Raw genomic sequence first — 16,861 nt, forward strand, 5'->3', positions numbered from 1 at the left:
CCCCCGACTTCCCCGCTCGGATCGGTTTGCGGTCCCCACCCGTCCGCCATGTACGCTGTTGCTTCCTTCCACGGGTGCGTAGCTCAGGGGTAGAGCGCTGCTCTTACAAAGCAGATGTCGGCGGTTCGAAACCGTCCGCGCCCACCTGGTTGACCTCGCGTTAGGTCGGCAAAGGCCCAGGTCAGAGAACTGTCTCGCCTGGGCCTCGTTCGTTTCACTACAGCCTGACTGCACGTTGGCTACGCTCTCAACCGTCCTCGCTACAGGGCCGCGGCCCCTAAATGGCTCCTAAAACTCAGGGCCGTAACCGCAGGTGAGGCCACATAAGCGGCGACCCCCCTTCAGCCGAGGAAGGGGGGTCGCCTTGTGTGCCGGGGCGCCGACTATGGGGCCAACCAAGCTGGCACCCGGCACGTCTGTGAGGGATGACGCCCTGCTGTGACTAACGGATGCAGGGGCTCCGAAGTGTTCACCCATTCGAGTGAACGTATGTTCGAATTTTGCACACTACACCTAGCCCCGCGGTGGCCGCCATGCGGTTCGCAGGGCCCGGGTGATTACCTGAGGCTATCTGCCACGTAGCAGCTCAGCCAGCCCCCTTTAACGTGACGTCTCCAAGATCGTCTCAGGGGTCGCACATGCCAGAAGCGCAGCAGCACCGGCTCGCCGCCCAGCTGCTGCAACGCATCCAGGACGGTATCTACCCGCCCGGCGCCGCCTTCCCCTCCTACCGCGCCCTCGCCGCCGAGTTCGGCGCTGGCCACGGTGCTGCCTATCGGGCCGTGCAGATACTCCGCACGAATGGACATCTCGAAGGGCGACCGCGCGGCCGGCTCACCGTCCGCCATCCTCCTGGTGTGCGCACCCTCGCCGACCCCGATGCCGAGTGGCCCTTCGGCCACGGCGAGACCGAGCGCTCGCGCCCCAGGGTCTCCGCAGAGCTCGCCCTTCGGCTGCGCTGCGAACCGGGTGCGCAGGTGTCGCGCGAGAGGGTCGAGCTGCTCGACCCCGACGGTCGACCCGCCATGCTTGTCACCTCGTGGTGGAGAGGGCGCCGCCGGCCCCACGCAGCCATGCGGTACGTGGTGTCCCTGCACCGGATGGCGCCCGAGGAAGCCCACATGCTCGGCATGCCTGCAGGTGCGCTGGCGCTGCTTGTGGACCGGACACGCCTGGACGCCTCGGGGTCCGTGACAGAGGTGGCTGATCTCGTACTCCCCGCGGACAGGTGGACGGTCGGAGGGTAGCCGACCGTAAAGAACTGGTCACGAGTCTGGCCGAAACACGGTGCTGACGGAAGGGTGCACCCCGCATTTATGCACTGCCGACAAAGCCCGGCGCGACTTCGGCTGCCCTGCGAAGGCAACCCTCCAACTTCGGCGCGCTGTCAGACCCTCGCCGTAGGCTTGCACTCATGCCTGAGACGATCGAGATGCCCCGCCTGACGGCTGCGGAGCTCAATGAGCAGATCCGCGTGCTCGTCCGCCGCGGGCTGCCGGCCGCCGCCGAGGAGTATCAGCGACTCGTGGTCGCCTGGGCCGAGGCGATGCGCGCCGAGCAGGCCCTCGCAGCCTAGTATCCCGCCGTGGCGATCGAACTCTCTGACGAACTCATCCGGCTCCAGCAGGAGGCCGTGGACGCGCGTGCGGCGGCAACCGCCGGGTCGTACTCGGCTGAGGCGTGGCAGCCGTGGATCGACGCGGCGGACGCTCTCCAGGCGGCCATTACGGCCTACGCCGCGGAGAAGCACCTGTTGCGCTTCGACGTCGAGAAGGAGCTCAAGTTCCGGGTCCTTCACCCTGAGGAGTATGCGGAGCGCGAGCGGAAGGCCGCCGAGAAGGCCGCGGCCGGCAAGTAGGCGGCGCATCCGGCCGCTGCGGATTCCGGTATACACGACAGAGCCCCCACCTCCCGCACGTCGGCGGAGGTGGGGGCTCTGTGCTGCGCGGCTACGGGCGCCACGCCTCGTCGAAGTCGGCGTGGCCGGCATACGGCAGGGCAAGCAGGCGCAGCGTCGGGCACGGGTACGGCAGCGGGCCGCCCCGATCGCACGTCGAGCAGACGGCCTCGTCGGAGTACTCGAAGTCGGCCGGGCCGTGCAGCTCGACGATCCTCCGTTTGGCGTCGATGTCGGCGAGCGTCTTCGGGGACTGCGGCAGGTAGTCCACGTTGGTCGGGTCTTCCTGCTCTCCGCAGTAGAAGCACGTGCCGCCGGTAGGGGCGAGGCACCAGGGCTCATGCCACGCGGGCATGGCGACCGGGGCGGCTTCCTCGCTGTAGCGGGCGTTCAGGAACTCCACCAGGTCCACGGTCACCTCCGGGAAGCGCCCCGCCCGTCGGTCGCTGTGCCCCAGTGGGGCCCGACGGGCGGGTTCGGTAGCCGCGCCAGCCAGAAGACGCGGATGGATGAGAGCAGGGTACGACCCGCCACTGACAGTCCCGGGTGACTGGCGGGCCAGCAGGCGCCTAGACTCGAACTTGTGTACGACCTGCCGCCTGATCTGCCGCGTCTCCGCACCCTGGAGACCTACCTCGCCATGCTCCTCGGCGACGTCCGGGACCGCATCGGAAAGATCGAGCAGCAGCAGGCCGCCAGCGCACCCCGCCAGGCCCTCCCCGACAAACCCGAGTACGTCCTCTCCTACCTCCGCGAACGCGGCCAGCCCGTCGCCGACAGCGTCCACCTCGGCGACTGCAAGCAGGTCAGCCACCACACCCGGCCCCTCACCCGCGAGCAAGCCCTCCAGGCCATCACCGGGGGCGGGATCCGGGCCTGCGAGATCTGCCGGCCCGACTCCACCCTCGGCGTGCTCGACAGCTAGCCACGGCGCACCCTGGAGGCATGGGTGCCCCGATAGTCGTCCACCGCCCCAGCCCCTCCGGCGGCCGGCGCGTCACCGTCGGCGACGAAATCCTCGGCCTCGCACACAGCGATGGCGACGTCCTCGAATTCCTGCGGCGAGCCGGCCTGCCGGACGCTGAGCAGCTCCTCGACGATCCGCAGTGGGTCGAATGGCGAGGCGGGCGCGCCCACCGCTATGAGGCCGCGTAGGGCATGCGCCTGGCCTCCCGTGGGGAGCCGGGAGGCGGCGCGGCCCCGCCCACGCGGGCGACGCAGGGCGGGGCCGGTGCGGTCCACCTGGGGGATGTCGCCAATGGGGGTGAGCCGCTGCCGCCACACTGCACCCGTCGGCAGGCGAAGCGCTAGAGGCGTGCACGAAAGAGACGGCGGCATATGACGAAGCCCGCCCCGACGGTATGGCCGTGGGCGGGCTTCGCCGTGCGGCTCCTACTTCGGGCACTCCGTCGGCTCGCCGGGGATCCCGATGTGTCGCGGCTGCTTCGGCAGCTCGCTGGGGGTGTGCGGCGGGACCACGATCGGCTGGCCGCAGCCACAGATGGAGGTGATGGGGGCTTCGTCTGCCACAGAGACTCCTATGTGAGGTCGCTTTTGCGTGTCCCAGTTGAACCGAGGAAGGTCGGACTCCGCACCTCTACAAAGTTGTTCGGAGTGTCGCGCACGGCCGACGTCAACGCTGGATGGTTCCGGGGGCGAGCAGGCTAGTGAGCTCGGCAATGGCCTCAGGGGACGGCTTGAAGTACTTGCGGACGTTCTCGGGCTTCTTGTGCCGTGACTTCGCCATCAACATCAGCAGGGATGCGCCCTGCTCGCCGAGGTGAGTAAGCGCCGAGTGCCGGTACTCATGCAGATCCCATCCGCTGCCCTCGCCAGAGGTGGCGGTCGCCTCGTCGAGTAGAGCGCGCGCCTGGCCGTAGGAGAGGCGGGCGAGTCCCGTGTCGGGGCAGACATCGCGGGCGCTGACGACCTTGCCTGGGCCCGGCTTGCGGTGAGCCACGAAGACCGGGCCCCGGGTTCGCCCCTTAAGGAGGCGTGGGAGCAGGCGGGCTGTCCCGGCATCCCAGTAGACCGTCTCAAGGACGAAGTCGTCCCGAGCTTCTCCGCGGCGGCGCGTCTTGGCCTTGGCGCCCTTCGCCTTCACCTGGCAGCGGCGGCCGGCGAAGTCGAGGTCTTCGATGTTGAGGGCAAGGATCTCGTCGGAGCGGGCTGCCGTCTCGTACAGCATGCGCCAGAGCGTCTTCTCGCGCAGATGGATGTCGCGCCGACCGATGAGGCGGTCGATCTCCGTCTTGGATCGCGCGGGGGTGTCGCTGTCGGGTGGGGTGATGCGCTTCGACCAAGGCGGTACGGACGGGCCGCCATATCCGCGCTCCTGGCACCACGTGAACCAGGACTGCACCGCCGCGCGACGGGCGTTCCACGTGTTGACAGCAGACGTTCCCCAGAGTTGCTCCAAAGTTTGGCCAACTTCGTCATCGGTGATGGAGTCCAGTGGTCGGCCAGCCCCGATGTGCTCGACGGCCTTGCGGACGCCAATGCCGTAGTTCCGTGCCGTGTTGGGGTTGTTCAGTGCGTCCAGGTAGCGGTCTGCCGCTGCCTGGATGGTGAGTGCTTTGCCGGTCGGGAGCTGCACGACGTTGCCCACGATTCTCCTTGCCGCAGATAACAGGGTGGGTTCGCGCGGCCGTTGGGCGGCATGCATCCAGCTCAACTTCCGCCGTACCGCAGATAATAGGGCATTATCTGTGGTTAACTCCGTTGCATGCCCTACGACATGGAACAGCTGCGTGAAGCAGCTGACAGGACTGGCGTGCCCTTCGGCTACCTCACCCGCCTAGCTGCGGCAGAGTCCACTCCCGACGACCCCCGCGGCGAGGGGGCCCTCGTCCGTCAGATGACAGTCGTGTTCGACCACTACCTGGCCAAGGCTCTCGTGGGCCCGGACCCGATCGAGGGCTTGAAGCGCTTCGGATTCATCGAGACCGCTGCGATCCTCGAGGCCCGCATCCAGTACTAGAGGACACAGCAAAAGGCCCCCGCCGCGTGATGCGGCGGGGGCGGGTTCACTCCTCCTGGGGCCAGTCCGGCTCCACGAAAAGCCCCTGATGCTCGGGGGTGGGCTGCTCGGGTAGCTCACCCATGTCGACGAGGGTCTCGGCGTCAGCAGCAGGCAGGTCGGCCGAGCGGACGGCCGGGCGAATCGATGGCGGTTCGGGCATGGCGACCTCACACGTCGTTGTCGATGAACTCGCGGGCCCGCTCAGGAATCGGCGCCGCAGCGGGCGGCTCCAGGCCGGCAGCACGCACCCACGTGGTCAGGCCGCGAACCCGGTCGATCAGGTACGTGATGGCCACGCCAGCGCCCTCCAGACGCGCCGCCTGCCTCGTCGTCGTCTCCTCCAGCTCGTCGAGGCGTTCAGCCTGCCGGCCGATCTCCTTCTCCATGCGGTCGGTGACGACAGTGAAGTCGTCGCGACGATGGTCACGGCGGGTCTTCCGCGCCGCCCGCCCCGACCAAGCGGCAGCAGCAGCCGAAGCCACCCCCACCACACCGCTGGACACCGCAGTCCACATCTCGACGCTCATGGGCTCACTCCAGTTTCTTGGGGCGCGGAGGCTCTCGCCAACCGGCCACCACGATCACCGGCACTGTGGCTACCGCCCAGATCAGCGCCGTTACCCACCCCCTTGCGTTGTCTCCGAGAGGCCACCACGACACGAGGTACGAGAGCATCCACGGGACGACGATCACCAGGAGGGCAGGGAAGCCGTACCAGTCCCGACCTTCTGGTAGTGCTGCTGATGCGGCGGCGACGAGTCCGAGGGCGATCCAGCACCAGGCCCAGGCTTCGAGCGGCATCAGGTGGAGCAGGAGCCGGATGCCGCGGGTGTCCGGCAGGGGCTCGACGAGCTGCCCGAATCCGTAGAGGGCCCACAGCGTGCCGAAGCTGGCGAGGAAAGCGCCACGGCGGCCGAGGATCCGGGACAGCCGCCGGGCGATGCGGCGAGGCACCTACGCCCCTCGGGGCTGCGACCGGCTTGTGATGAGGCTGGCCTGGGCCTTGGCGCTGACGCCGGCGGGCTTCCACAGGCCGAAGTGCATCAGGACGCCGGTGGCGAAGGACACGAGAGCCAGGACGGCGGCGGTGCCGGCATCCCAGCCAGGGCCCGGAGCGGCGAGCTCGACGAGGAAGCCGTTGAGGCCGGACAGCGCCAGCAGCAGCACGGCCTTGGTGCCAGCGTGGGTCACGCGGGTCGTGACGAGCCCGACGAGCACAGGCAGCACCACAGAGACGAGCAGGCCGAGCCAGTAGGCGCGGTCGAGAGAAACGTTCATGGCAGGTCCGATCTGGGTTAGGCAACCACGGAGAACCCGTGCTTGTTGCCGAGCTTGGTGAGGGACTTCATCCCAGGGATGCCGTCGGCGGCCGAGCCGCTGTAGCCGAGGCGTCGCTGCCAGGCCGCGTAGGCCGTCCTGGTCGCGCTGCCGAAGTGCCCGTCAGCCAGACTGCGCGCGAGGAGGCCCTCCTTCACGAGGGCGTCCTCGACGGTCCGCACGCCGGGGTACGAGACGGGGGTGCCAGCCTTCGGCGGGTCCGTCCTGGCGGCCGCGATCAGGCGGGACAGGTCGACGACCGGCCGCGGGGCAGTCGGGGGCTTCGGCGTGGGGGCGGGCTGGCCGCCGGCCCGGGCGACGATGCCCGGGAACACGACCTCGCGGAACTGCTTCACCCGCGCATCACCCGGACACGACGTGCCGGACACCGCCCACTCCTCGTGCAGACGGTGGTAGCCGAACCCGGGGTCGTCCCAGGAGCGGCAGATCCGCAGCGGGATGCCGTGCGTCTTGTGCAGCCACACGCCGAGCTCGATCAGCGCCTCGACCTGTGCCGGGGTCCACGGGTCGGAGCCCTTCAGGTTCGACGCGGTCTCGACCGACACGGCGCCGGTCCCGTCCGGGCGCCGGTTCGCCCGGTAGTTGGCGTCAGCCCGTGTCTCCGTGCCTATGAACTGGCCGAGGTCGCCCTCGTAGCCCAGACCGAAGTGGGACTCCAGGTTGGTGCTGTCGCGCCAGTACTCGAAGGTCCGCTTCGCCGTCCAAGGCGCGATGATCGAATGCATGATGAGTTGCGTCGGACGGATCGCCGGCTGGCTGTCGGACTCCGGCTGCAGCTCGTACTTCGTGGCGCCCGGGTACCAGGCCATACGTGCCTCCAGGGCATGCTGAGGAACCCCATCAAGGGGTTGCGGGTGGTGGGTGCGTCAGACCTGGCGGAGGCGCAGGTAGCGGTAGCGGAAGTTCCCGGTGCCGGCGATGACGCGGTGCTGCAGGGTCACGGTGACGGTCTCGCCGACGGCGCAGGCGATGAGCTGGGTGAGGACGAGTGGGCCGCCGGACTGGGTGTCGGCCCACTGGATGGCCTGGCCGTCGTTTGCGGTGTAGATGCTGCCTGTGGTGGAGCCGGAGGCGTTGAAGCTGGTGAGGGTGTTAGAGCCGCCGGAGTTGTCGCAGCGGACGCCGATGGTGACCTCGACCTGGCCGGAGGGCGGGCCTGAGATGGTGTCGGAGAGCACGGAGGACGAGTTGCCGTAACTCGTCGACGTGGTCGTCCGGTTGGTCGTGTCGTCCACGAACTCACTGGTCAGCGCCCGGGACATCTCGATCCAGGCCGAGCCGTCATACACGTAGAGGCGGTTGACGTCCTGCAGCCAGGTCGCCATGCCCTCAACGGGGGCGGCAACGCCGGTGAGGGCAGCGGTGCGAGCGGACGCAGACGCGAACCGCATGATCGACCTGGCGGCCAACGGGTTCGCGATGTTCTTGCCGAGCGTCTCAGCGTTCGGGGCGGTGTTGAGGTCGGCGATGGAGATGCCCTGGGAGTAGTCATCGGTGGCCATGGGCTCTCCTCAGCTCAGCCAGTACGTGGTGGGCGGGATGAAGACGAGCGTCGACACGGACGGGCCGCGGTACTCGAAGGTGCCGTTCGTGCGGAGGATGCCGCGGAAGGCGCCGAAGTTGGTGCCGTTGGTGCCGTGGCTGCCGCCGATGACCATGTCGTGGTCGACGGCCGGCCGGATGGCGGTCGGCACGGTAGTGAAGACGTCGCCGGAGACGAGCGTCGTGCTCTTGGTGAAGCTGCCGCGGATGTGGACGGTCCGGCCGATGAGCCGGTACTGCGGCACCTGGTAGCCGGCCGCGGCGGAGAAGCCTGACGCGAACGAGAGCGCGGTCCACTCGCCGACGCTGGTGGCGAGCCGGTCAGTGGCAATCCAGGCGCCGCTCGCTGCCTGGTTGATGATGATCGTGTCGCCGATGACCGGGTCCGTGAAGCGCTCAAGGCGGCGGATGCCGGAGATCCCGGCCGCAGTGAGGGTTCCGTCGGCTGCGACGGCGGTGACCACAGCTGTCTGCCATGTCGCCCCGCGGACTGCCGGCGCCTCGGCACCGGTACGGATGACCTCGGCGTGCAGGGCATCGGCGAGGTCGATGGAGAGCGCCTGATAGGCGGAGTTCACGAGCCCTCCTTCGCGCTGATCGTCTGTACGGTGAAGGCACCGCCGATGTCGAGCGGGATGGGGAAGCTGGCCACCTGGTGGAGCTCCTTGGTGCCGTCGGGGTACACGACCCGCACGACGTCCCCTGCTTCAAGTGCCGGGTTCGGCAGCGACGTGATGTCGGCCGAGGCGTTCGGTGCTTGCGCTGAGCGGAGCAGCAGCGTGGCGGCCGCGGTACAGGCCGCGGTGGTGATGAGCGTGCTCGACGAGTAGAAGGTGGGCCGGTGCCCGAAGGGGCCCGACCAGTACGTGGGACTGCTGGCGTCGTTGTCGACGACCAGGCTGGAGACTGGAGCGATGTTGTTCTCGGTGTTCTCGCCCCTGGCCAAGACCCCGTTGAAGACCTTGTCGCTGGTCATGCCTCGGGAGGCCTGGACGTAGGCGCCGCCTTCGCCGGCCGCGATCGACCAGACTGGGGTGGCCGTGGCCAGGTCGGGGAGCTCTGCGACCATGAACTCGCCGTCAGCCGTGCAGTAGCAGGTGGCACCGATCGCGGCGGCCAGCTCGATGACTGCAGCCCACGGGTCGCCCTCCACATCCCACGTGCGGGGCCCGATGGCGGCGTCAGTGGCGGTACTCGTCACAATCGCGTCAGGCAGCGTCCTCTGAATGAGGGCGGTGATCGCCCCGACGGCTGTCCCGGACGCTCGGTACGGGGTCGTGAACTTGTCGTCCTGGACGATGCATTCGAGGCTCTTGCCGCTGAGCGTGACCGGCCCTTCGTCGATGTCGCCGGACACCTCATCGAGCCGGAACACGCCGACCGGCACCAGCTCCTGCGTGCCGTCGGAGTACTGCACGCCGCGGGAGATCCGTAGACGGGCGCCGTAGACGGCCAGCTTGTCCGTCGGCGTGCGCGGGATGAGCGCCGGGTCGGGCACAGTGACGGAGCAGGTGCGGCGGCATTGCGACCCGCGGTCCACGGTGACCGTGCCGCCCTCGTGGTCCAGCCGGTCGACGGAGCCGTCGGTGCGGAAGAGGACCACCTCCGTGATCGGAGTGTGGTCCTCGACGATGAGCTGCAGGAAGCGGGCGGAGACTGGATACATTCAGCCTCCGATCGGACGGTCGAAGAGGACGTCTTCCCAGGTGGCGTACTTGGCGAGCACGTCGCCCCAGGTGTTGTTCTCAGTGAGGATGTCCTGCCACGTGCGGCCGGCAGATGAGGCGACGCCGACCGTGACCGGCATGTCGGCCTGCTTCAGCGGCAGCGTCCACGTCCGCCACAGCTCCGGGGCGTAGGAGGTGACACGGCCCTCGCGGATCTGGCCGACGTTGACGTACATGTCGTCGACTCCCATGCCCGGGGCGGCCTGCCATAGCAGCACGCTGCCGGGGCTGAGGAGCCGGTGCAGCGCGGCCCGTTCGGCGTCCGTCCGGGTCCACACGGTGAGGTCGCCCTCCAGGCCGCCCCGGACATCAGAGAAGATCACAGAGTTCTGACGTCGACGGACCCGGTGCTCCGCCTGCGCGATGGGCCGGTCCCAGTCCGGCGCCTTCTCCACCAGTACCCGCATGTTCCGCTGCGGCTGGCCGGGGTCCTTCAGCCAGGCTTCGTTGTAGTCGCCTGGGTCGATCGTGACCGTGTCCGTCGTCCTGGACGCCGTAACCACGCCAGAGGAGTTCCGGGACTCCGCGACGTAGTAGACGGGCACGCCGAGCGGCGCCTCGTAGTCCTCGATGACCAGCACGTCGGAGGTGGTGGCCGTCTTGTCGATGAGGCCGCTCGGCCCGCGGACCAGGGTGCGGGTCCCGTCGGGGGTGACCCGCCACACGCTGACCGTATCCGTCGTGGGTAGTTCCCGGATGGTGACGGTCACGGAGGCGGTGTCGTCGTCGACGGTGACCTGTGTCAGCGGCAGCGTCTCCCACAACGAGACCTTGTCCATGCGGAGCACCGACGACGTCGACGTGGCGGTGAAGGAGTACTCGATCTCTGCCTGCGTCGTACCGGCCGGGGCTGAGGCGGCGAACGAGAGCAGCCACCAGCCGGAGCCGGGCACTGCCTGGCTAGCGGCAGAGGTACTGCTGATCAGGGAGTTGGCGGCGTTGTACCAGCGGGTCGTCAGGACGACGGTCCAGCCGCCGGCGGCGACCTTCATGCCGGTCTCATGGGTGAAGCTGTGGCCGGCCGCGGCGCCGAGCGCGTACCGGGCCGACCGGACGACCGATGTGGTGGCGGTGGCCGAGGACACCGTCATGCAGTAGGCGCCCTCGATGGAGTCCGTTCCCCACGGGGTGAGGCGGGCGAGCGTGGCGACGCCGGAGGGCACGGTCCAGCCGCCGACTCCCCGCTCGAAGCTGGCGTCGGCGTAGGGCACGACGGATCCCTCGCGTAGCACGGGCGGGAGGGTGATGGTGGCGTGGTCGACCCGCAGCACCTGCCCGCCGGTTGCCGACGTGAGGCCGAACGCGAGGCTCACGTAGGCGGCCCCGGCCGGGGCGAAGTCGGCGACACGCTGGCTGTACCAGCCAGTGCCCGGCGCCGCCAGTACCGAGCGGGTCGCCTGGATCTGCGAGAGGGCTGCGTTGTAGAAGCGGAGCTCCATCCAGGCGCTGCTGCCCGAAGTCGGCGGGTTGAGGTAGGCCAGGGCGTAGTACTGGGTGCCCGGAGTGACCGGTGCCCGCTCGGTGCAGCTGAAGTCGGCGTCGCCGGCGCCCGTCACGGTCATCGTGGCCGCATGCCCGCCGGCCAGGTAGAACGCGGCGGGCCAGGACACCATCGGAGCGGTGCGCGAGATGGAACAGTTGGTGCCGGCCACGTACTCCCAGTCCGAGGCCCGTTCCATCGATTCGGCGTTCGCGGAGAGCAGGTTGCCGGTCGTGCGGATCGACAGGCCGAGGTAGACGTTCTCGTAGAAGGAGAACACGGCCCCCGCGGCCGGGGTGCTGGACAGAACGACCTGGGCGTAGACGGCAGTGTCGGGGGCGATCCCGGCGACGGCGATGCGGTGCCAGGTGGCCGAGGCGGTCGCTGTGGTCAGCGACCACGTGATGCTGATCTCTGTCGATGTGCTGTCGAGCCAGCGGATCCCGATGCGCTCCGGCACTGTGGCCCCGGACGCGTCGGCGAAGGTCAGGTACTCGGTGCCCGGGATCACCTCGTAGGAGGCGACAGTGCGGGCCTGCATCTCGCCCGAGGCGACGCTACGGACGGACAGGCAGCCGTCGCCGACACGGCCGCCTGTCCCCTTCCCGATCGTGCAGTTGAGCTTGGCGACCCAGCCGGAGACCGACGGGTCCATCGACGACGTCGACTCCGACAACATGTTGCCTGGGATCGCCACGGGTCACCCCTTCCTGCCTGCACGGAGTGTGGAGATGAGCGCCTGATCGCGCTGGTTCATCACGCCGTGGACTGCGCCCATGAACTCGCCGCTGTCGAGGTACAGGTCGCCCTCGAAGACGCCCCCTGACGGGGCGGCCGCGGCCCGCTGAAGTGCTGCGGCCTGCGAAGTGGTGAAGACCGGCTCCGGCCGCCCTGTGCCGTTGTAGGCCAGGTTCAGGCCCGGCTGGAGGTAGCCCCCGCTGTCGTACTTGCCCGTGTAGGCGTAGTGGTGAGTGAACAGCTTGTCGTCCCAGCCCCGCGCCCGGGCCCCGATGACGACGCCGTCGCCGCCCCGGCTCTCGACGTTGACACCGTTCAGGGTGCCTGCTGTGTGGCCGACGCCGGCATTGGTGATGCCGATGCGGTACGGGCTACGACCGTTAAGAGCCCACCCGGGCGGCGCCGTCTTGCCATTGAACGCGCCCGTCGCCCACCTGCGGTGCGGGGTCTCACCGCGGATCACCGACTCGATGGCTGAGACGAGGCCGGAGCAGTCCCAGCTGGGGTTGCCGTTGCCCGCCCACTGATAGGGCTTGCCGGCCTGCGTGAGGGCCCACGAAAGGCCCCGGGCGAAACCGCCGCCACCGATCCCCGCCGCCGAGAGCCGCTTGTCGGCCTCGCCCGAGAACCCCAGGATCGTGTCGACGACCTTGCGTGGCACGCCGGTCACCATCTCCCGGTAGAGAGATGCCGAGCCGGAGATCTTCTGGATCAGGGGATTGACCACGGCGTCAAGCCCGGCCTTGGCGGAGGCTTTCACGCCGTCCTTCAGCCAGGACACCCCCGTCTTCGCGAAGTCGACAGTCGTCGAGGCGGCCTTGCCGATCCAGTCGAAGATGCCTCCCTTCGCGAAGCCCTGGTACTGGTCGAGGGGCCGTCCTGCCATCGCCGCCTTGTTCACGGCAAAGAGGCGGGCCCGCTCGTATGGGTCTTTCATGGCCTCGGACACGTAGACGCCCTCGCCGCGACGCATCGGGACGAGCTGGTCGTCGCCCTGCCGGTAGGAGGACTGTCCGGGCAGGATGCCGCCCCTTGCCCAGCCTTGCGTCTTGATGGCCTCGATACGGGGGGCTCCGAAGGCCTTGGCGATGAGGTTCCAGGTCGGGACGATGCCCGCGTTGTAGATCTTGTCGATGATGAAGCGGACAGGTTTCTTCGCGATCTCCTGGACCTGGGTCCACGCCTTGCCGATGAAGTCCTTGGCGTCGCCGAAGGACTTCCCGACGGCGTCGACGCCGCGCTTGATGCTGTCGAACGCCGGCTTGAGCGCCTTGTCCCACAGCCACTTGCCCTTGTCGCCGATCCAGGTGAAGACAGGCGAAAGGATCTTGTCCCACAGCCACTTGGCGGCCTTGCCGAGGATGTCGAGGCCCTTCATGAAGCCGTCGAACGCAGGCTTGATGATGTTGTTCCACATCCACTTGGCCGCCTGGCCGATCCATCCGAAGACGGGCGACAGGACGTTCTCCCACAGCCAGGTGGCGACGCCGGCGAGGAACCGCATCGATGCGACGATGTTGTCGAAGGCCGGCTTCAGCCAGACCTCCCACAGCCACATCGCGGCCTTGGCGATCCCTTCGAACACGGGCTGCAGGATCGTCTCCCACACCCAGGAGGCGACCGCCGCGATCGCCTTGAAGGCGATGACGAACGGGGCGACCAGGACGACCAGGACGACCGTGATGAGGATGCGTGCCGCGGCGCCGATGAAGCTGAACACGGGGCTCAGCACGTTCTGCCACAGCCACGTTGCGGCTGCGGCGACCGCCTTGAAGGCGACGACGAGGGCGTTGAAGACGGGCTTGAGTACGTTGTTCCACGCCCACGAGGCCGCGGCCTGGATGCCGGCCCACGCGGTCTGGACTGCCTCGCGGAACCAGCCCCAGTGCTTGTATGCGTAGATGACCGCGGCGACGAGGGCGACGATTCCAATCACGATGAGAGTGATGGGGTTGGCTGCCATCACCAGGTTGAACGCGATCATGGCCAGCGTCCACAGCTTCGTGACCACCCAGGCCGCGTACATCAGCTGGATCAGCCACGGCAGCGTTTCGGCGATCGACCCAAGGGCTGAAGCCACTGCGCCGAGCGTCGCAAGGACAGGCCCGGAGAGCGGCTCGACCGCCTTCGCGATCTGGTAGAACGCCCCAGAGATGTCGCCGAGGGCCTCGGCCAGGATGGGCGCCTGCTTCGACGAGTAGGCGAGGAACCCCTCAAACTTCTCGCTGCCCTTCAGCCCTGTCCCCCAGTTGGCGAACCGACCGGTGATGTCCTGCATCCGCCTGCTGATGGAGTCCATGTGCGGAAGGAACGCCTGGATGACGCCAGCCGCGCCCTTGAAGATGCGGCCGAAGCTGATGCCCAGCCCGACGAGCGCCGGCTGCACGGAGCCCGTCAGGTCGGCCTTGAACTCCCTCCACCATGGCGACTTGAAGCCGGCGGACGCCCGGTCCTGCAGCTTCCCGATGGCGTCGGCAGCGGCGAGCACGATTGGCGTCAACCCAGGCAGACTGTTCTTCACCCCGAGCAGCGCCCGCGTGAAGATCGGCATGACAGCCGGCTGCAGCGCCTTCGCCCAGCCGTCGAATGCGCTCCGCAGAGCCAGGAAAGCGTTGAACGTCGTGCGGGCCGCCGGCGACAGCTTCGCCAGCGCCTGCTGGTACTTGGCCTGTGCGATGGCAGCCTGGTCCACGCCCCCGGCCGCCTGAAGCGACGCGGAGGCTATCTGGCGCTGCGCTGAAGCGATGGAGTCCGCCGCCTGGGCCTGCGCCCTGGCGACGTTCGCCATGGCCTTGGAGACGGCCTTCTGCGCGTCGGCGACACCTCGGGTGCGGTCCTGGACGTTCTCCTGGGCCTTGGCCAGGCGGTCCTGGGCCTGCAGAACCGTCTTGGAGCCGTTGACGCCCGCCTTGGCCGCGGCGGCTGTCTCGTCCTTCAGCCGGGCCGTTTCAGTCGTCTGCTCCTTCAGCCGCTGCGTCGCCTGCTCGACCGCCAGCGCGGCCCGCTCCCTCTCGAGGACGGTCGACTTGCGGTCCTTGAGGACCTCCTGCTGCCGCTGCTGCGCTTCCGCGAGCGACAGCGTCGCGTCCTTCTGGGCCAGCTGGGCAGACGCGTACTTGTCGGCGAGGTCCTGAAGCTGCCGCGCGGCCTCCGCCCGGGCAGCTACCAGGTCCAGCTGCGCCTGGCGGGCATCGCGCTGTGCGGAAGCGAGCTGCCGCTCGGCGTCTTCGACGCCGCGCTCCGCCTGTTCAACCTGCTCACGGGCCGAAGTGATCTGCTGGGCAGCGTTGCGATGCGCCGCAGCGAGGGACTGCTGAGCCCCAGCCATCTGCAGGGCCCGCGAAGCGCCTGCGCTCGCCGCCTGCCCACCCTTCAGTGAGGACGTGGTCGCGGCGTCCTGGGCCTGCTTCTGTGCCTGGAGGGCGCCGGCGATGCCGATGAAGGCCGGCGCCGCCACGGCGGCAAGGGCGCCCACGCCGACGGCAGCAGCGACTGCAGCCGAGGTGATGGATCCGATGCCCGCGGCGAGAACGGGGATCGCCGGCAGAGCGGCGAGGCCGCCGATGGCGACCGCTAGGTGGAGGATCGCTGAGATCGCGCCTGAGGTGTCGGCGTCGACGCGGACACGCTTGCCGTCCACCGCATCGATCGCGGCGTGCACCGCAGACAGCTCGGCGAGAGCCGTCGCCGTGTCGGCCCGGACCTGCACGTTCGGGTGCTCTGCCCCGAGACGCGTCAGTTCGGCCTCGATCAGCCGGATCTCGGCGCGGGCCTCGCCCGCATCGATGTCGATGCCGATCCGCTTGCCCGCCAGGGTCTCCATACGGACACGAAGAGCCTGGAGATCGGAGTCCGCCTCAGAAGTGTCGGCGCCGACCTCAAGCCGGGGCATACTGCGGAACGCGGCCTCGAGGCGAGCCCTGAGAGCACGCGAGAACGCGCCCGCCGTCTCGTCGCCCTGCCGTGCTGCCGCAGGGCGGCCAGCTCGGCCGCCCTGGTTGATGCCGTCACGGACCGAGTCGCGCATGGAGGAGGTGATACGGCTGGCGATCTGCTGGCCGATCTCCTCGCCGATGCGCAGACCGACGTCGCCGACCTGGCGCTGCATGGCAGGGCCGAAGGACCGCCCAGCAGCGCTGCCCGCATCCTCGCCGGCGCGAGTCGCCGCAGGAACGAGCCCAGAGCGCAGCTGAGCGTAGATGCCGCGGGTGTTGGGGACGACGTCGACCTCGACGGAACCGACCTGAATCGCCACAGCGCGCCCCCTCGCCTAGGCGCCCGCGGCGCCCCCGTTGATCAGTTTGAACAGGCGCTCGGCTGCTATGTCCGACATCGGCTCGCGGTCAGGCTTCGACGTGACACCGGGCCGCCGGATCGGCTCCGGCCTGCGGGGCTTGCGGCCCTTACCGCTGGAGTTGGCGACCACGAGGATGTACTGCATCTCCCGGATACCGTCCGAGATCCCCGCGAGGAGCTGCTGATCCATGGACCAGCGGCCTTCCTCGGGCCTCCCACCCCGGGCCTGCTGCTCGTACTCCTCGGCCGTCAGAGCGTTGCGCAGCGCGGTCATCGTCGCCGATTCCGGAGGTAGGTTCTGGATGAGGACGCGCAAGCGGCGCGAGGACATCTCCCCGCGCCACCAGGCGTCGATCTGGTCGGCGTCCCGCGGGTAGTAGCGGGCCAGATCAGCCTCTACCGCCTCCGCGTGCGCCTCGACGACGCCTTCGGTCCACCGGACTTTCCCATCTGCTCACCCGAGGCCTCGCCGGCGGCGTTGGCGAACTCGCTGACCTCGTCGTTGGTGGGGTCGAGGTCCAGGTAGATGTCGTAGGAGTCGGGGCTCAGGACGTCTTCCATGAAGCCGTCGATGTCGCCGATGCGGAGCTTGCGCATCGTCGACTGCCGCCACGCGCCGCTGGGGACGCACTCGACGTCCTTCCCTGCGAACGGGGCAGTGATGTAGTGGCCGGTGGCCTCGGCTTCCTGAGCCTCGGCGGGGGTGACGTCCTCGGTGCTGGTGGTCATGGCGCGGGCCTCTCGTTGTGGTTGCGGCGCGGGCTGTCAGGGTGGTGAAGGGTGGGCAGGCCGGGGCCCGCGCCGACGGTGTGGCCCGCCCA

Annotated in this window: 20 protein-coding genes and 1 tRNA gene; 7 read left to right on the forward strand and 14 right to left on the reverse strand. The window is 68.8% G+C overall.

Annotated elements, in window-relative coordinates; translation table 11 throughout:
* Positions 1-72 precede the first annotated feature (72 nt).
* From ABD981_RS27510 to ABD981_RS27525, 4 genes are all read left to right on the forward strand, one after another.
* Positions 73-144, forward strand: a tRNA-Val gene (locus tag ABD981_RS27510).
* A 494-nt stretch (positions 145-638) separates the two neighbouring features.
* The gene (locus tag ABD981_RS27515) at positions 639-1,247 is read left to right on the forward strand and encodes a GntR family transcriptional regulator (RefSeq protein WP_046906316.1); all 609 of its coding nucleotides are present in this window, start codon (positions 639-641) and stop codon (positions 1,245-1,247) included.
* A gap of 167 nt (positions 1,248-1,414) precedes the next feature.
* Entirely contained in the window at positions 1,415-1,576 is a 162-nt protein-coding gene (locus tag ABD981_RS27520; RefSeq protein WP_165590900.1) for a hypothetical protein, read from the forward strand.
* A 9-nt stretch (positions 1,577-1,585) separates the two neighbouring features.
* Positions 1,586-1,858, forward strand: coding sequence for a hypothetical protein (locus tag ABD981_RS27525; protein ID WP_046906317.1), 273 nt, complete (start codon positions 1,586-1,588; stop codon positions 1,856-1,858).
* 91 nt (positions 1,859-1,949) lie between these two features.
* Here ABD981_RS27525 and ABD981_RS27530 read toward each other — a convergent pair whose 3' ends face one another.
* On the reverse strand, positions 1,950-2,309 hold the full coding sequence (locus tag ABD981_RS27530) for a DUF6221 family protein (protein ID WP_046906318.1): 360 nt from the start codon (positions 2,307-2,309) through the stop codon (positions 1,950-1,952).
* Positions 2,310-2,480: 171 nt separating this feature from the next.
* Between ABD981_RS27530 and ABD981_RS27535 the strand changes: the two genes are divergently transcribed.
* Complete coding sequence (locus ABD981_RS27535) at positions 2,481-2,822, forward strand: DUF6233 domain-containing protein (RefSeq protein ID WP_046906319.1); 342 nt, start codon at positions 2,481-2,483, stop codon at positions 2,820-2,822.
* A 20-nt stretch (positions 2,823-2,842) separates the two neighbouring features.
* Positions 2,843-3,052 carry a hypothetical protein gene (locus tag ABD981_RS27540; RefSeq protein ID WP_046906320.1) on the forward strand — a complete coding sequence of 70 codons (210 nt, stop codon included), beginning with the start codon at positions 2,843-2,845 and terminating at the stop codon, positions 3,050-3,052.
* A 237-nt stretch (positions 3,053-3,289) separates the two neighbouring features.
* Here the strand turns inward: ABD981_RS27540 and ABD981_RS27545 are convergent, their stop codons facing one another.
* Together ABD981_RS27545 and ABD981_RS27550 are read right to left on the reverse strand one after the other, a co-directional pair.
* Positions 3,290-3,427 (reverse strand): hypothetical protein, encoded by a 138-nt coding sequence (locus tag ABD981_RS27545; RefSeq protein ID WP_165590901.1) that lies wholly within the window; start codon positions 3,425-3,427, stop codon positions 3,290-3,292.
* 103 nt (positions 3,428-3,530) lie between these two features.
* Positions 3,531-4,505 (reverse strand): tyrosine-type recombinase/integrase, encoded by a 975-nt coding sequence (locus ABD981_RS27550; RefSeq protein ID WP_123954245.1) that lies wholly within the window; start codon positions 4,503-4,505, stop codon positions 3,531-3,533.
* Positions 4,506-4,622: 117 nt separating this feature from the next.
* Between ABD981_RS27550 and ABD981_RS27555 the strand changes: the two genes are divergently transcribed.
* Positions 4,623-4,877, forward strand: coding sequence for a hypothetical protein (locus ABD981_RS27555; protein WP_131723834.1), 255 nt, complete (start codon positions 4,623-4,625; stop codon positions 4,875-4,877).
* A gap of 209 nt (positions 4,878-5,086) precedes the next feature.
* Here the strand turns inward: ABD981_RS27555 and ABD981_RS27560 are convergent, their stop codons facing one another.
* The 11 genes from ABD981_RS27560 to ABD981_RS27610 form a co-directional block, all read right to left on the reverse strand.
* Positions 5,087-5,446 carry a hypothetical protein gene (locus tag ABD981_RS27560; protein ID WP_046906322.1) on the reverse strand — a complete coding sequence of 120 codons (360 nt, stop codon included), beginning with the start codon at positions 5,444-5,446 and terminating at the stop codon, positions 5,087-5,089.
* 4 nt (positions 5,447-5,450) lie between these two features.
* Positions 5,451-5,873 carry a hypothetical protein gene (locus tag ABD981_RS27565; RefSeq protein WP_046906323.1) on the reverse strand — a complete coding sequence of 141 codons (423 nt, stop codon included), beginning with the start codon at positions 5,871-5,873 and terminating at the stop codon, positions 5,451-5,453.
* Complete coding sequence (locus tag ABD981_RS27570) at positions 5,874-6,197, reverse strand: hypothetical protein (protein WP_123954246.1); 324 nt, start codon at positions 6,195-6,197, stop codon at positions 5,874-5,876.
* Between the two features lie 17 nt (positions 6,198-6,214).
* Positions 6,215-7,066, reverse strand: a complete 852-nt coding sequence (locus ABD981_RS27575) for an N-acetylmuramoyl-L-alanine amidase (protein ID WP_046906325.1) — start codon at positions 7,064-7,066, stop codon at positions 6,215-6,217.
* A gap of 57 nt (positions 7,067-7,123) precedes the next feature.
* A complete protein-coding gene (locus ABD981_RS27580) occupies positions 7,124-7,759 on the reverse strand; it encodes a hypothetical protein (RefSeq protein ID WP_123954247.1) in 636 nt (211 codons plus the stop codon).
* 9 nt (positions 7,760-7,768) lie between these two features.
* On the reverse strand, positions 7,769-8,377 hold the full coding sequence (locus ABD981_RS27585; RefSeq protein WP_046906326.1) for a hypothetical protein: 609 nt from the start codon (positions 8,375-8,377) through the stop codon (positions 7,769-7,771).
* Positions 8,374-9,402 carry a DUF5047 domain-containing protein gene (locus tag ABD981_RS27590; protein ID WP_345530395.1) on the reverse strand — a complete coding sequence of 343 codons (1,029 nt, stop codon included), beginning with the start codon at positions 9,400-9,402 and terminating at the stop codon, positions 8,374-8,376. Before ABD981_RS27590 ends, ABD981_RS27585 begins: the two co-directional genes overlap by 4 nt.
* A 63-nt stretch (positions 9,403-9,465) precedes the next feature.
* Entirely contained in the window at positions 9,466-11,703 is a 2,238-nt protein-coding gene (locus ABD981_RS27595; protein ID WP_046906328.1) for a hypothetical protein, read from the reverse strand.
* A gap of 3 nt (positions 11,704-11,706) precedes the next feature.
* Complete coding sequence (locus tag ABD981_RS27600; RefSeq protein WP_046906329.1) at positions 11,707-15,999, reverse strand: hypothetical protein; 4,293 nt, start codon at positions 15,997-15,999, stop codon at positions 11,707-11,709.
* Between the two features lie 15 nt (positions 16,000-16,014).
* Entirely contained in the window at positions 16,015-16,314 is a 300-nt protein-coding gene (locus tag ABD981_RS27605) for a hypothetical protein (RefSeq protein WP_240495120.1), read from the reverse strand.
* 122 nt (positions 16,315-16,436) lie between these two features.
* Positions 16,437-16,769 carry a hypothetical protein gene (locus ABD981_RS27610; protein ID WP_046906331.1) on the reverse strand — a complete coding sequence of 111 codons (333 nt, stop codon included), beginning with the start codon at positions 16,767-16,769 and terminating at the stop codon, positions 16,437-16,439.
* Positions 16,770-16,861: the final 92 nt, after the last annotated feature.

This window comes from Streptomyces showdoensis (assembly GCF_039535475.1).
GTDB classification, from domain to species: Bacteria; Actinomycetota; Actinomycetes; order Streptomycetales; family Streptomycetaceae; genus Streptomyces; species Streptomyces showdoensis.